This window comes from Thermomonospora echinospora (assembly GCF_900108175.1).
GTDB classification, from domain to species: Bacteria; Actinomycetota; Actinomycetes; order Streptosporangiales; family Streptosporangiaceae; genus Thermomonospora; species Thermomonospora echinospora.
This window is the reverse complement of record NZ_FNVO01000003.1, coordinates 190,835-205,251: the sequence shown is the minus strand read 5'-3', so window position 1 is coordinate 205,251 and position 14,417 is coordinate 190,835. Positions and strand designations below refer to the sequence as shown.

Here is a 14,417-nt window from a genome sequence, read left to right as displayed (position 1 = left end):
GGTCCCCGGCACCGCGGGGACGTGTGCTGCGGCTTGGTCGTCTCCGGTAATCGGACCATAGACGCCTATTGGCGCCTTGCCAATAGCTATTGGCAAGGCGCCAATAATGGTCTAAGGTTCCGGCTGATCGGACAGGAGGTGCACCGGTGGCCTCGACGAACGCCCGGAGCATCAGGTGCCGCGGCCGGCTACGACCGTCCCGATGAAGGGGAAGCCGGATCGTGGAGCGGACCGGAGCCGTCATGGACATGGACACGCCCTGGGCGATCGTCGTCGCGGTCTTTGCGAGCGGCGTGTACCTCCTCGGCATCGCGACGTTCAAGGCGGCGGCCGACCGGATGGAGCCGCTGCACGGCACCCGTCCCCTCCGGCTGGCCGCCGCGATGATCACGAGCCGGACCTGGTGCGGCGGCGCCGTCCTCGCCGGAGTGGGACTGGCCCTGCAATGGGTGGCCCTGTCCTGTCTCCCGCTGCCGGCCGCCCAGCCGGCCTTCGTCTCCGGCCTGACGGTGCTGCTCCTGGTGGCGACGACCCGGTTCGGTGAGCGGCTCAGCCTGCGGGAATGGGCGTGTGTCGCGCTGGCCGGCACGGCCGCGCTCATGATCGCGTTGTCCTGCGCGGGCTTCGGGCCCGCCGCCGGCCTGCCCTCCCCGGCGCAACTCGGAGCCCTCGCGCTGCCCTCGCTGGTCCTGTCACTGGCGCTGTTCTCCGCCTGCGAGATCTCCCCGGGCGGCACGCACGCCCGGCCGCCCACCGGCATCGCCTACGGCGTCAGCGCCGGAATCCTCATCGGCACCGCCGAACTGGCCCTCGAAGGGATCACGCTGCTGCGGCCCACGGACCCGCCGCCGGTGGCCACGCCCTATCCGTACCTCCTCGTCATCGCGGGCGGGCTGGGGATCGCCCAGCTCCAGATCGCCCTGCAACGCTGCAGGCTCGTCATGATCGGCATCATCGCGACCGTGGCCGCCAAGACCCATCTGCTGGTCGTGTCCATCGTCCTGTACGGGTACGGATGGCCCCGGCAGCCGTCTTTGGGCTTCCTCGTCACGGGGCTGGCCCTCTCCGCCGTCGCGCTCGCCGCCCTGCCGCATCACGACAGCCCTGGGCGGAGCGGCCGCCTCCACGGCCATGGGCCCGGAGCCGCTCTTGCCCAGCGTGCGCTCCCGGGGGCCGGCGAAACCCGCTGAGCAGCGCGGTCACGGGCCACGTGAGGTCAAGGGCCGCACGCCGAGAAAGATCGCGGCTGGCGGTACCCGGGATAAGGGGCGTCGGGGAGGAACCGGGTCGCTCGTTCCGCCCGGCCGTTCGGAGCGCCGCCGGTCCCGTCCCGCGGTGACCGGGGGTGGACGCGCCGGTCCGAGGCGGTCGTCGCGGTGCCGGCGGCCGCCGTGCCCACCGTCGTGCCCACCGCCCTGGTCCTGGCCGTGGTGGCGCTGTGGTTCTCGCTGCACCTGGCCGAACACGTCTCCCCATGATCATGATCGCGGTGGGCCGCGGGTGGCGGGCTGTCTCGGCCGTGCGGCGGAGGCCCCGGTGAGATTATTGCCATATGTTCGCAGTTGCGAGTCTCTTGCATCTAGAGGTCCCGGAAGGTTAGCGTCCTGGCCGTGAGGGATGCTTCGCGTGGTTTGTCCGGGTTGGTGGTGACCGCGGCCGTCACCGTGGTGTCGATGGGACTGGCCTCGTGTGCCGCGCCCGACAGCCGGGTGCGGGACGACGGTGTGGTGCTCGCGGATCCGTACGAGGACGAGTCGCTGCACCCGTTGATGGGGTTCGCCGAACAGGGCATGAGCAAGATCTTCGACGGGCTGGTGACGCACGACGCGGACCGCCGGCCGCGGCCGGCGTTGGCCGCCGCCGTGCCGGAGCCGTCGGCGGACGGCAAGACCTGGAAGGTCCGGCTGCGCACCGGGGTGACCTTCCACGACGGATCGTCGTTCGGGCCCGAGGACGTGGTGGCCACCTACCGGACGCTGCTGGATCCGGCGGCGGCCTCCCCGGTGGCCTCCTCGTTCCGGATGCTGGCCGGGGTACGGCAGAGCGGGCCGGACTCGGTGGAGTTCCGGCTGCGCCACACGTACGCGCCGTTCGTGCACAAACTGGCGTTGGGCATCGTCCCGTCCGAGGCGCTGACCGGCGGCAGGCTGGAGTCCTCGCCGTTCAACACGCGCCCGATCGGCACCGGCCCGTACCGGTTCAGCGAATGGCGGCGGGGCGAACGGTTGGTGCTCACCGCCAACGAGGACTACTGGGGCGGCGCGCCGAAGATCCGGCGAGTCACGGTGGTGTTCGTCCCCGACGACAACACCCGGGCGCAGCGCATGCGGCGCGGTGACTTCGACGGCACGGTGCTGCCGCCCGCGCTGGCCGGCACGTTCTCCGGCAAGGACGGCATGACCATCTACAGCCATGACAGTGCCGACTACCGCGGGGTGATGCTGCCACAGAAGAACCCGGTGACCGGCGACCTGGCGATCAGACGGGCACTCAACCTGGCGGTGGACCGGGAGGGCATGATCCGGGCGCTGCTCGCCGGGCGCGGCAGGAGTGCGTCCGGGCCCGTTCCCCAGGTGCTGGACGAGTTCGCCGAGCCCACGGCGGTCTGGCGGCACGATCCGGCCGAGGCCCGGCGGATCCTGGACGCGGCGGGCTGGCGGACCGGAGCCGGCGGTGTGCGGTCCCGGGACGGCCGGCAGGCACGGTTCACGCTGATGTATCCGGCCGGCGACTCGGTCCGCAAGGCGCTGGCCGGCGGGTTCGCCTCCGACGCGGCCAAGGTCGGGATCAGGGTGGACCTGGCCGGGCTGGGCTGGGACGCGATCGAGCCGCGGATGAGGAACGACGCGCTGGTGATGGGCGACGGCACACCCCTCGACCCGGACCTGGTGGCCTACGGCCTGCTGCACTCCGCACAGGCGGAGGACGGGTTCAACAACCCCGGCTCGTACCGGGACGCCACCGTGGACGCCGAGCTCGACAAGGCCCGCAGCAGTTCCGACCAGGCGGTCCGCGTCCAGGCCTACAAGGCCGTGCAGCGCCGGCTGATGGACAACCCGCCTTGGGTATTCCTGGTCTTCCTGCAGCACACCTACGTGATGCGCGGCCAGTGGTCGGGTTACGAGGCGGTGATCGACCCGCATCTGCACGGCGTGCTGACGTGGGGGCCGTGGTGGAACCTTGAGAAGTGGTCGCGCCGCGGGTGAGGGCTTCCAAGGAAAAGGCCGGCCCGCGGGAGGGACGGCTGCGCGCCGCCGGGCGGATGGCGCTGCGGCGGCTGGCGGTGGCGGTCCCGCTGCTGCTGGCGGTGTCCGGAGTGGTGTTCGCGCTGGGCGCGGCCTCACCGTTCGACCCGGTGTACCAGTACTACGGGACCCGCATCTTCACCGCGGCCGAGGCGGACGTGGCGCGGACGCGGGCCGAACTGGGGCTGGACGAGCCGGTCTGGCAGCAGTACGGGCACTGGCTGAACGGCGTGCTCGGCGGGGACTGGGGGCTGAGCCGCTCCTACGGTCAGCCCGTCTCCGACGTCGTGGCCGAACGGCTGCCCTGGACCCTGCTGCTGGCCGGCACCGGCCTGGCTCTCGCGGTGCTCATCGCGCTGACGCTGGGCGTGGCCTCGGCGTGGCGGCAGGGCGGCTGGATCGACCGGTGCACCGTCACGATGGCGCACACCCTGGAAGGACTGCCGACCTTCCTGCTCGGACTCGGAGCGATCGCCGTCTTCGCGGTGGCCATGCCGCTGCTGCCCGCCGGGGGAGTCAGCGAGGCCACCGGTACGGCCACGGTCGCCTCCACGATCCGCCACCTCGCCCTTCCCGCGCTCGTCCTGGCGGTCGCGCAACTGCCCTGGCTGATCCTGACCGTACGGCAGCAGTTGCTGGTCGCCCTGTCCGAGGACCACGTGACGGCGGCGCGTTCGCGCGGCCTGCCCGAACGCACGGTCGTGCTGCGGCACGGGCTGCCGGGAGCACTGCTGCCGTTCGTGACCACGGTGGGGACCCGGCTGCCCGAACTGGTGACCGGTGTGGTCCTGGTCGAGGAGGTGTTCTCCTGGCCGGGAGTGGCCGGGGCGATGGTACGGGCCGGGCTGAACGTCGACTTCCCGCTGCTCGTCGCGCTCACCCTGCTGGCCACCGGAGCGGTGCTGGTGGGCAATCTGTGCGCCGACATCGCCGTCCTGCTGATCGATCCGAGAGCGTCCGCGAATGGGTGAGGCAATGGGCGAGTCAGTCACAGGGGGCCGCCTCAAGGAGTGGCGGCCCGGCGGGCGGCGCCGGCCCGGCGGTGCGGCCAGGCGGGGCGCCGCGGTGTCCGCACGGGCCCGGGTGGTCGCGTCGGCGGCCGTGCTCGTGCCGCTGGTCGCCGTGGTGGCGGTGCTGCCGCTGGTGGCCGGTGACGCGGCGACCGGGACGGTCGACTACGACGCCGTCCGGCTGGCCCCCGGGACCGGCCATCTGATGGGCACCGACGACTCCGGCCGCGACGTGCTCGTACGGGCGGCCCTCGGTGCCCGCGTCTCCCTGGTGATCGCCGTCGCCTGCGCCGTGGCGGCGACGGTCCTCGGCACTGTGGTGGGCGCCGTCTCGGGAGCGGCGGGAGGCGTCATCGACGCGACCGTCATGCGGCTGGTGGACGGCCTGAACGCGGTGCCGCACCTGCTGCTGGGCATCCTCATCGTGGCGCTGTACCGCGGGTCGCTGGTGGCGGTCATCGCCTCCATCGCGTTGACGCACTGGACGACCGTGGCCCGGATCGTACGGGCCGAAGTGCTGTCCCTGCGCTCACGCCCCTACATCGACGCCGCCATCTCGGGCGGCGCGTCCCGGCTGATGGTGCTCACCCGCCATCTGCTGCCCGCGGTCGCCCCGCAGGCGGCACTGGCCGCGGTCCTGCTGCTGCCGCACGCGGTCTGGCACGAGACCGCGCTGAGCTTCCTCGGACTGGGGCTGCCGCCGCACCTGCCGAGCCTGGGCACCATGGTCGCCGACAGCCGCGACGACGTACTGCTGGGCGCCTGGTGGACGATCGCCGCGCCCGCCGGGCTGCTGGTCGCGGTCACCCTGGCGGTGGCCGGGCTGGCCGGCTGGTGGCGCGACCGGCTGGTGCCCCGCCGACGCTCGGAGCTGGCCCTGTGACCGCCCCGCCGCTGTTGCGGGTCGAGGAGCTGTCCGTGCGGTTCCGGCTGCGCGAGATGGTCGTGCGGGCGGTCACGGACGTGTCGTTCGAGCTGCGGCCGGGCCGGCTGCTCGCGCTCGTCGGAGAGAGCGGCTGCGGCAAGAGCGTCCTCGCGTCGACCGTGCTGGGGCTGCTGCCCGGCAACGCCGAGATCCGCGGAAGCGTCCGGCTGTACGGCAACTCCGCCAGAGGCGGCGCGTCCAGCCCGTCCAGCGCGTCCGGCCCGCCGGACGGGCTGGAACTGCTGACGGCATCGGAGCGGACGCTCGCCCGCCACGTCCGCGGCCGCCGGATCGCCCTCGTCCCGCAGTCTGCGGCGACGGCCCTGACCCCGGTGCGCACAGCGCGCAGCCAGCTGGTGGAAACCCTGCGCGAGCTGCGGCCCGACATCGGCGACCGGCATCGCGAAGCCGACCGGCTCGCCGGGCGCGTCGGGCTGGAGCCCGCCGCCCTCGACCGCTACCCGCACGAACTGTCGGGCGGGATGGCCCAGCGCGTGGTGCTCGCCCTCGCCCTGGCCGCCGACCCCGACGTCATCATCGCCGACGAACCCACCTCCGGGCTGGACCGGCCCCTGGTCGAGCGTACGGTCGACACGCTGCGCGAACTCGCCGGCGACGGCCGGGCGGTGCTGCTCATCACCCACGACATCGCCGCCGCCGAGCGCGTCGCCACCGACCTCGCGGTGATGTACGCCTCCAGGATCGTCGAACAGGGCCCCGCCTCCGAGGTGTTCGACGACCCCTGGCATCCCTACACCCGGGGCCTGCTGGAGGCCACCCCCGCCCGCGGCTTCCGCCCCCTGCCCGGCCACCCGCCGAGCCTGTCGGCGCTGCCGCCCGGCTGCGCCTTCCGGCCCCGCTGCTCGCAGCGGGACACCTGCACCGGCGACCCGGCCCTGGTCCCCGTGGCGCCGGGCCGCGCCCTCTCCTGCGCCCGCCTCCCCGAGGAGGGACGCGGTGCCCGCGGACCGCTGACCGGCAGCGAACCCATCGGAGAGCGGTCATGCTGAGCGTCACCAACCTGACCGCCGGCTATCGGCGCGACCACGACGTCCTCACCAGAATCTCGATCACTCTCACACCGGGGCGCATCGTCGGCGTCCAGGGACCCAGCGGCTGCGGCAAGTCCACGCTCATCCGCGTCCTGGCGCTCTTGCATCCGCCTCGATCCGGCGACCTGCGTCTGGACGGCGAGACCGTCCGGCGCTTTCGCTACGCCGCACCTGCCGCCCAGCGCCGACGGGTCGGTGTCGTCTTCCAGCACCCGCGCGCCGCCGCCGACCCCCGCCACACCCTGCGCCGCATCGTCTCCGCCCACCTGCCGGCCGGGGCGCCCGGCACCGAGACCGACCGGCTCGCCGAACTCGTCGGTCTCACCCCCGACCTGCTGGACCGCAGACCGCACGAGGTCAGTGACGGGCAACTCCAGCGCGCCTGCCTGGCCCGCACCCTCGGCGCCGACCCGCGCTACCTGCTGTGCGACGAGATGACCGCCATGCTCGACGCCTCCAGCGCGGCCGCGCTGGTCCACCTCATCAAAGCCCAGGTGGAGCACCACGGCCGCGGTGCCCTCATGGTCAGCCACGACAGCGCGCTCCTGGACGCCTGCTGCGACGAAACCGTCCAGTGGCACGACCTCGGCGGCCCCCCGGCCGCGCCGACCGGGAGGTGACCGGCTCCTCGGCGTTCCAGGTCGTCAGGACCGGGAGGTGTCAGGGGCGGACCGCCGTGTTCCGAGGGCGGCCGGGAGTGTCGTAGCGGCTGTGGGAGCGATCGCCGTGCTGTTCCCTGATCAGGCGGCGGACCATGGTGGTGCGTTGTCGTTGGCCGAGGCGTTCGCACAGCCCGGTGACCCCCGGGATAACGCGGCGGGCGCTTTCCGCGGCGAAGACGGTGGCGGCGGTGCCGAGGACGGCGGCCCGATAGAGCCTGTTGTCGGGCGCGCCGAGGAAGTCGGCGTTGCGCCTGCCGAGGATCAGGCGGCTGTAGGCGAACAGGTAGTTGGTCAGGGCATGGCGGGCCGGGACGGAGTCCTGCCAGCGGGACGTCAGCAGGAGCGGAGCGGCGGCGTCCATCAGCGCGCGGCCCAGCCGCCGGGAGTCCTCATCGGGCAGGAACTCGGTGGCGGCCTCCAGCCAGTACAGCCGCCAGGCGTCGGCCGCCGTGGCCGGGAGCAGGCCGGGATCGACGCCCATGAGATGTCCGACGTAGCGCCACAGATGCCGGACGGCGGCCTGGTCGGCGGCGGAGAACTGAAATCCCAGGGCACGCGAGCCGAGCAGCATGACGTGGGAGAACAGCAGAAGGGTCCCGGCGAGCTGGACCTGGTTGACGGGCGCGTCCCAGGTGTCGTGGTCCCAGTCGTCGCGGCGGCGCATGGCGGCGCGTACCTGGGCGTGCATGAGCCGTACCCGCAGAGTGCCCTGGAAGCCGGCTTCGAAGCGGCCCAGACCGCCGGGAGTGGTGACGTCCACCCACCAGCCGGCGGTCTCGGCCAGGCGGCGCGGTGCCATGGTGTCCAGGTAGCCGGTGCGCATCAGGGTCTTGTTGGCGCGGGAGGCCAGATAACCCCCGTACAAGGAGGCGCACGGCATCACCATCGTCAGCCCCAGCAGCCCGGTCCTGCCCACCACCCGGGCACCGCGGTCCAGCAGGTCCGGATCCACCCAGTACGGGACGGCGTCCACCGCGGCGAAGAACTCCACCAGCTCGCGCGGTGGATCTCCGAGTGCGTCGATCCCCTTCTCCACCGCCTGCTCGAACAGGCGGCGGCCGGCTCCGCCCGGCAGCCGCGCCATCATCTCCACCACCGCGTCGGCCGGTGGATCGCCGGCCTGGGCGAACGAGCGGAACGCGGCGAGTTGCGACGGCGTCGCCCGGATATCCCCGGGCGCCAGCCGCAGGGTCGCCTTCCAGGGGCCTCGGGTCATCCACGCCGGGTGTGCCAGGCGCTGTTCACGACTCATGTGGTGCGGCCTTTCGCTGGTTCTTCCTCGGTGATCGGCGATGGCTGCCGCCGGTGGCGCCCCCCTGCCGCCGGGGAGGCCCGCCGTGCGGGCCCTGCCGGGGCGCGGCGTCGTCCAGCCGGTGGCCGCCGTGAGGGGAGGAGTGGTCGTCGGGCAGCAGCCGCCAGGTGTGCAGCGCGATCAGGTAGTCCAGGGCCTGGGAGGGGTCGTCGATGTCGGGGCCGAACAGGTGGGTGATCTGACGCATGCGGTGACGGACCGTCTGTGGGTGGACGTGCAGGCGCTCGGCGATGGCCACGGCGCTGCGTCCGCATTCGAGGTAGGCCAGCAGTGTTTCGGCCAGGCAGGCGCGCCGGGCGGGGCGGAGCCGCTGCAGGGGGGCCAGCTTCCGGGCGGCCAGTTCCCGGGACAGCCCGCGATCCTGGAGCAGGAGCAGATCCCGCACGTGGTCGAGCACGTGCACCGCGGTGTGCCGGGCCGGCAGGTCGGCGGGCAGCAGTTCCAGGCCCCGGCGGGCCAGCCGCCAGGACGAGCCCGCCCGGCAGGTCTCGACGGTGGGGCCGACGACGCCCGGATCCTCGCTGAGCAGCGCCCGGAGTACGGCCCGGCGGCCCGGGCCGTCCGGGTCGGGGAAGATCAGGCAGGGCAGGCCCTGGTGAAGGCCGGTGAGGACGTTCGGCGGCAGGAACCGGCGCGCCGGGACCGGCCTCGGCGCCCGGTACATGGCCACGGCCGCAAGCGTTCTGGGGACCTCCCAGCCGGCCCGAACGGCGGCCTTACGGAGCCGGTCCGGATCGCATGGGGAGCGCAGGAGCAGTTCGAGGAGGTCCCGCCGGTGCACGTCGCAGGGACCATCGCACCGGCACGGGCCCTCGGCGTTCTCGGCAGTGGCCAGGGCTCCTGCGGCGCACCACAGCCGGTCGGTGTGCTCCGGCCCGTGCCGGGCGAGGTCCTCGGGCTGCTCAAAGGCGCGTTCGAAGTCATCGTGCCAGGCCTGCGGCTTGGGATCGGGGGTGAGCTGGTGCAGCCGCCGGCGCTCACCGGTGCGGGCTTCCCCGCCTGCCAGAGTCCGGGTCTTTTTCGTCATGTCGACCGCCGCTGGACGAAGGGCCCGTCATGTCGCGCCGCCGGGCCGGCGGGCCGCTCGTGGTGGGGGACGGCGGTGACGGCCAGGACCGACAGCGCCAGTGCCAGCGCGGCCTGACCATGGTCACCGAGCCACGGCTTGCCGTAGAGCGCCATGGCCATGACGAACAGGTAGGTCTTGGCGGTCGCGGTGGCGACCAGCCCGACGATCACCAGTCGGCTGCGTTGCAGGGCGATCTGGAGCTGCCCCAGGGCCAGGGGGGCGGTGAGCACGAACAGGTAAAGGTAGGGGGCGGTGGCCAGCGCGCGCGGGTCGGGTCCCAGGGCCGCCGCTCCGGTGAGCATCAGCTCGGCGGTGCCGGTGAGCAGGCCCACGTTGGTGGCCAGTGCGACACCGGTCAGCGGCCGCGCATGGACGCCTGTGCGGGACAGTTCACCGGCCAGGAACGCCGTCACCGGCACCGCCAGCGAGGCCAGCGCGACGGTGACGACCAGCGCGGGAGACGGTGGCTCGGTGTGCACGGACACCTTGGTCGCAGTGCCGGCGCAGGCACGGACGAACAGGATCGTCGCGGCGGCCAGGAGCAGGACGCATCCCCATTCGCGTGGCGTGAGCCGTTCCCCCAAGGCGACGACGGCGAGCAGGACCAGGGCCACCAGCCCGGCCAGGAACATCGGTTGCGCCTGGCAGATGGACAGCCTGGCCAGCGCCGCGGCCTGGACGCAGGCCCCGGTGCCCACGAGGGCGGCACCGGCGGTCCAGGTCCGGTCGCCGGCCAGCTCCCGGGCCAGTTGTCGGGGCCGGAGCCCGCCGAGGGCCGGCATGTGCGCGGTGGAGACCTTGAAGTAGACCAGTCCGCTGAAGTAGAGGCAGGTGGACAGGATGGCGAGGAGGTGGCCGGCGGTCGGCATGACGGAGCCTTTCGGATCGTTCGCGGCCGGCGTGACCGCCGGCCGCGAACGATGGCCTCACGATGGCCTCAGGAGGCGGGATCAGGCGGAATCGGCCCGGTGCGGGCCGTCGGGATCAGGGGATGTGCGGCTCCCAGAGGTCGAACGCGTTCGGCTGGCCGGCGGCGAAGCGGGCGTCGTCGCGCTGGTAGATGGGCGCGAACACGTCGGGCTTCCAGAGCTTCTCCAGCTTGGCCGGGGTGCCCCCGACACCGGAGGCGTCGAGAATGGCGTTGGCGGCCTTGCGGCCGGCCTCGTTGGCGCCCTCCATGGTGGCCAGGTTGATGTCGGCCTTCACGTAGTCGGAGGCCAGGTACAGGTTGGGCACCCTGGTGGCGGCCTCCGGCCGCAGGTACCACGAGCTGGGCTTGTTGATCAGCAGCGGCTCGTCGTTGGCGACCTGGGGAGTGCCGTTGCCGGTGATGGCCGGGTCGAGGAAGTAGGAGTGGATGTTGGCGTCGGTGAGCGTGAGCCGCCCCCACGGCAGGGCCCTGCGCAACTGCTCGACGACCTCCTTGAAGATCTGCTCGCGGGTGCAGTCACGGGCGGGCTTGCCGTAGAGGACTCCGGGCTGGTCCCAGGCGGAGATGTCGACGGACAGGCAGTCGTTGACCTCGCCGTTGCCGTAGGTGGTGCCGAACTTCTTCTTCCAGAACTGGGCCTGGCTGATGGAGGTCAGCGCCCAAGGCTGGGCGGCGTAGGCGACGTGCCCTTCGGCCAGGTCGATGGGCCGCCGCAGGTAGATCATGAGGCCGTTCATCCAGTCGACCGCCAGGTCCCGCAGCGATGTGAGGGACGGGTCGATCGCCAGGATGTCGTCGTTGAGCAGCGGGACGGCGCGTTCGACCGGCACCGCCAGCACGTAGTGGTCGGCCTCGACGGCGGTGGTGCCGCCGCCCCCGCTGACCTGGGCGCCGCTGATCTGCCCGCCGGCGACCGACAGGCGGGTGAGCGTGGCGTCGGAGACGAACTGGACTCCCAGTGAGCGCAGGTGCGCCATCCAGGGATCGATCAGCGCCTCGTTGGTGGGGGCGTTCAGCAGCCGGTCGGGCGCCCCGTAGCCGCCCAGGCCCAGGGTGCTGTAGACCCACGCCTCGGCCATCAGGCCCATGGTGTGGGCGTTGGCCTTGTCCGGCTTGGCCGCCACCAGGGTGCCGGTGAACATTTCGACCAGGAACTCCTGGTACCCCTTGGACCTGCCCTCCGCCCTGACGAAGTCGTAGAAGCTCATGTGCTCCCACTGCTTGAGCCGCCGCTGTGGCCCGCTGGCCACGAACGCGATCATCTTCTGCAGGAAGAAGGCCGCCTCGGTCGCCGGGACGAACGTGACCACCGACACCACGGTGCGCAGGAACTGCAGCAGCGACTCGGGGCTGAGCGTGCCGATGATGCTGCCGTGCGCCGGGATCGGGATCTTGATGCCGTTGTAGAAGGCCACGACCTCCGTGCCGGCCACGAAGTTGTCGTAGGCGGTTCCCCCGCCGGCCAGCGGGATCCGCTTCATGGTGTCGGGGATGTTCTGGTAGAAGCCGGGGAAGAAACGGAAGCCGTGCTCGGCGGGCAGGTCCTGGCGGCCTCCGGAGCCGGTGCCCGGAACCGGCATGCTGCGGCATTTGCCGCCCCAGGCCTTGCGCTCGTACACGGTCACCTGGAAGCCGCGTTCGGCCAGCTCGTGGGCGACGGTCAGGCCGCCCATCCCGCCGCCGAACACCGCGACCCGGCGGCCCGCCGCCAACCGCCGGACAGGCGTCCGCCGGGCCGCCGCGGCCGAAGCCGTCTGGCTCGGGTTGATCGCCCCGGCCACGGTGGCCGCGCCGGCCGCCGCCAGCGCCCCGGTGACGAACTTGCGGCGGCCGATCCCGCCCGGCTCCTCGGTCGATCCGTGCTGCGACGGTGTCCTGTCGTCCACGACACACTCCTCACAGGGGGGTGGTTTAACCGACATTTGTGTCGGTTAACGGGGTGGGTCCCCACTATGAGGAAGGCCGCCGGGGGCGTCAACCCCCCGGCGGCCCTCGTCCGCTCGCGCCCGTCGGGCTACCCGACGTTCCCCAGCCCGGTCCACAGCAGCCGCATCGCCCCCTCGACCAGCACCGACCGGGGCATCTGGGGGTTGCGCCCCCACCACTGCGCCACGCCGTCCAGGCCGGTGATGATGAGTTCGACCATCGCCTCGGCGATCGGCTCGCCCGGGTCCACCCCGACCGAGCGCATGTCGCCGGCCAGCAGTGCCGTGACCGCTCGCGTGCGCGACTCACGGATGCCCTGGCGGACGGTGCGGATCTCCGGGTCGTCCTCGTCGGTACGGTCGAACAGCAGCTTGCGCGCATCGGGCTTGCTCTGGGCGAAGCTGAAGTAGGCGTCGATCGTGGAGCGCATCCGCTCTTCGGCCGAGCCCGAGCCGGTGATGCGGGATCCCACGTACTCCACCAGCGCCGCGTTCTGCTCCTGCATGACCGCCAGCAGCAGCACCCGCTTGGAGGGGAAGTGGTCGTACAGCACCGTCCGCGCCACTCCGGCCGCCGCCGCGATCTCGCCCAGGGACGTGGCGTGGTACCCCTTGCCGGCGAAGATCTTCAGCGCCGCCGCGGTGATCAACGCCCGGCGGGCCGGTGCCCGCATCCGCGACTTCGGCGCGGTTTCGCCCATCGTCTTGACTCCCTCCTCCGTTTGGCGTCACCCTAACCGACACAGGCGTCGGAAGTTGGGTGTCCGCCGGGACGCCGCCGCCCCGTCGCCCCCACCCCGGAGGGAGCCGCGCATGGGACGCAGGGACCTGTCGATCGCTGTCGTCGGAGCCGGGTTCAGCGGCATCGGCCTGGCCATCGGCCTGAAACAGGCCGGCTTCACCGACCTCACTATCTTCGACAAAGCCGACGGCGTCGGGGGAGTCTGGCGCGACAACACCTATCCCGGTGCCGCCTGCGACGCGCCCTCGTACCTGTACTCGTACTCGTTCGAGCCCAAGCCCGACTGGACGCGCCGGTTCGCCGAGCAGCCGGAGATCCTGGACTACCTGCGGCACTGCACGGCCGCGTACGGGCTGACCCCGCACCTGCGGCTGGGCATCGAGATCATAGACGCCGAGTTCGATGCGGCGCGCGGCCGATGGCGGGTGCGGACCGGCGACGGAGAGCACCTGGAGTACGACCTGCTGGTCGCCGCCTGCGGGCAGCTCAGCAACCCGGCCGTTCCCCGGCTGCCCGGCATGGACTCCTTCGGCGGCACGATGTTCCACTCGGCGCGATGGGACCACGACCACGACCTGACGGGCGCCCGCGTCGCGGTGGTCGGCAACGGCGCCAGCGCCATCCAGTTCGTCCCTCTCATCGCCTCCGACGCCGAGTCCCTGACCGTCTTCCAACTGGAGGTGCACTGGATCAGCCGCAAACCCGACCGCGTCTACCCCCGTTGGCGGCACGCCCTCAACCGCCGCGTCCCCGCCGTGCAGAAGCTGTCACGGCTGGGGATCTTCCTGTGGTTCGAGCTGGTGCTCAACCCGAGCCTGGTGTCCCCGCGCGGCCGTCGCCTGCTGTCGGCGCCCGTCCGCGCGCTGTGCCGGTACGCCCTGCGCTCGGTGCGGGACCCGAAGCTGCGGGACCGCCTCACCCCGCGCTACGAGCCGGGCTGCAAGCGGATTCTGACCTCCAGCGAGTACTACGAGACCCTGAACAGGCCCAACGTCGGCGTCATCGACAGCCCCATCACCGAGCTCACCCCGGACGGGGTCCGCACCGCCGACGGCGAGCACCACCTCGCCGACACCGTCATCTGGGCCACCGGTTTCCGCTCCCAGGACTTCGTCGCCCCCATGCGCGTCACCGGCCCGCACGGCACCGAGCTCAACGACGCCTGGAAGGACGGCGCCCGCGCCTACCTGGGCCTGGCCGTCCCCGGGTTCCCCAACTTCTTCCTGATGTACGGCCCCAACACCAACGTCGGCTCCGGCTCCATCGTCCACATGCTCGAAAGCCAGATCGCCTACATCGTCCAGGCCGCCCACCTGCTGGCACGCGGCGTCACCTCGATGGACGTGCGGGAGGACGTGCTCGACCGCTTCGACGCCGCCGCCCAGCGCCGCCTGTCCGCCTCGGTCTGGAACCAGGGCGGCTGCGACAGCTGGTACCTCGATGCCGACCGCCGCAACACCAACAACTGGCCCGGCTTCATGACCGGCTACCGCCGCCGTACCCGCCGTCTGAACCCCTCCGACTACCACCTCCAGCACTGAGCC

At 72.3% G+C, this 14,417-nt stretch carries 12 protein-coding genes; 7 read left to right on the top strand and 5 right to left on the bottom strand.

Going from position 1 to position 14,417, the window contains the following annotated elements; all coding sequences use genetic code 11:
* Nucleotides 1–242 precede the first annotated feature (242 nt).
* From C4U03_RS08440 to C4U03_RS08415, 6 genes are all read left to right on the top strand, one after another.
* A complete protein-coding gene (locus C4U03_RS08440) occupies nucleotides 243–1,190 on the top strand; it encodes a hypothetical protein (RefSeq protein WP_160146929.1) in 948 nt (315 codons plus the stop codon).
* Between the two features lie 420 nt (nucleotides 1,191–1,610).
* Nucleotides 1,611–3,206, top strand: coding sequence for an ABC transporter substrate-binding protein (locus C4U03_RS08435; protein ID WP_200827140.1), 1,596 nt, complete (start codon nucleotides 1,611–1,613; stop codon nucleotides 3,204–3,206).
* A complete protein-coding gene (locus tag C4U03_RS08430; protein WP_200827139.1) occupies nucleotides 3,203–4,216 on the top strand; it encodes an ABC transporter permease in 1,014 nt (337 codons plus the stop codon). Before C4U03_RS08435 ends, C4U03_RS08430 begins: the two co-directional genes overlap by 4 nt.
* Before the next feature lie 4 nt (nucleotides 4,217–4,220).
* Entirely contained in the window at nucleotides 4,221–5,138 is a 918-nt protein-coding gene (locus C4U03_RS08425) for an ABC transporter permease (protein WP_103937126.1), read from the top strand.
* Nucleotides 5,135–6,190 (top strand): ABC transporter ATP-binding protein, encoded by a 1,056-nt coding sequence (locus C4U03_RS08420; protein WP_235017716.1) that lies wholly within the window; start codon nucleotides 5,135–5,137, stop codon nucleotides 6,188–6,190. Before C4U03_RS08425 ends, C4U03_RS08420 begins: the two co-directional genes overlap by 4 nt.
* On the top strand, nucleotides 6,184–6,852 hold the full coding sequence (locus C4U03_RS08415; protein WP_103937125.1) for an ABC transporter ATP-binding protein: 669 nt from the start codon (nucleotides 6,184–6,186) through the stop codon (nucleotides 6,850–6,852). Before C4U03_RS08420 ends, C4U03_RS08415 begins: the two co-directional genes overlap by 7 nt.
* Before the next feature lie 40 nt (nucleotides 6,853–6,892).
* Here the strand turns inward: C4U03_RS08415 and C4U03_RS08410 are convergent, their stop codons facing one another.
* The 5 genes from C4U03_RS08410 to C4U03_RS08390 form a co-directional block, all read right to left on the bottom strand.
* Nucleotides 6,893–8,110 carry an oxygenase MpaB family protein gene (locus C4U03_RS08410; RefSeq protein ID WP_200827138.1) on the bottom strand — a complete coding sequence of 406 codons (1,218 nt, stop codon included), beginning with the start codon at nucleotides 8,108–8,110 and terminating at the stop codon, nucleotides 6,893–6,895.
* A 25-nt stretch (nucleotides 8,111–8,135) separates the two neighbouring features.
* On the bottom strand, nucleotides 8,136–9,233 hold the full coding sequence (locus C4U03_RS08405) for a PucR family transcriptional regulator (RefSeq protein ID WP_103937123.1): 1,098 nt from the start codon (nucleotides 9,231–9,233) through the stop codon (nucleotides 8,136–8,138).
* Entirely contained in the window at nucleotides 9,230–10,144 is a 915-nt protein-coding gene (locus C4U03_RS08400) for a hypothetical protein (RefSeq protein WP_103937122.1), read from the bottom strand. Before C4U03_RS08400 ends, C4U03_RS08405 begins: the two co-directional genes overlap by 4 nt.
* A 115-nt stretch (nucleotides 10,145–10,259) precedes the next feature.
* Complete coding sequence (locus C4U03_RS08395) at nucleotides 10,260–12,092, bottom strand: hydroxysqualene dehydroxylase (protein WP_235017715.1); 1,833 nt, start codon at nucleotides 12,090–12,092, stop codon at nucleotides 10,260–10,262.
* A gap of 128 nt (nucleotides 12,093–12,220) precedes the next feature.
* Nucleotides 12,221–12,832: a TetR/AcrR family transcriptional regulator gene (locus C4U03_RS08390; RefSeq protein ID WP_103937120.1), complete on the bottom strand. Its 612-nt coding sequence runs from the start codon at nucleotides 12,830–12,832 to the stop codon at nucleotides 12,221–12,223.
* 112 nt (nucleotides 12,833–12,944) lie between these two features.
* Between C4U03_RS08390 and C4U03_RS08385 the strand changes: the two genes are divergently transcribed.
* Nucleotides 12,945–14,414, top strand: coding sequence for a flavin-containing monooxygenase (locus tag C4U03_RS08385; protein WP_103937119.1), 1,470 nt, complete (start codon nucleotides 12,945–12,947; stop codon nucleotides 14,412–14,414).
* Nucleotides 14,415–14,417 lie beyond the last annotated feature (3 nt).

Coding starts and splice junctions, on each gene's coding strand:
- C4U03_RS08405 (WP_103937123.1), bottom strand. CDS start 9,233: ATGACGAAAAAGACCCGGACTCTGGCAGGCGGGGAAGCCCGCACCGGT.
- C4U03_RS08400 (WP_103937122.1), bottom strand. CDS start 10,144: ATGCCGACCGCCGGCCACCTCCTCGCCATCCTGTCCACCTGCCTCTAC.
- C4U03_RS08410 (WP_200827138.1), bottom strand. CDS start 8,110: ATGACCCGAGGCCCCTGGAAGGCGACCCTGCGGCTGGCGCCCGGGGAT.
- C4U03_RS08425 (WP_103937126.1), top strand. CDS start 4,221: ATGGGCGAGTCAGTCACAGGGGGCCGCCTCAAGGAGTGGCGGCCCGGC.
- C4U03_RS08440 (WP_160146929.1), top strand. CDS start 243: ATGGACATGGACACGCCCTGGGCGATCGTCGTCGCGGTCTTTGCGAGC.
- C4U03_RS08390 (WP_103937120.1), bottom strand. CDS start 12,832: ATGGGCGAAACCGCGCCGAAGTCGCGGATGCGGGCACCGGCCCGCCGG.
- C4U03_RS08415 (WP_103937125.1), top strand. CDS start 6,184: ATGCTGAGCGTCACCAACCTGACCGCCGGCTATCGGCGCGACCACGAC.
- C4U03_RS08385 (WP_103937119.1), top strand. CDS start 12,945: ATGGGACGCAGGGACCTGTCGATCGCTGTCGTCGGAGCCGGGTTCAGC.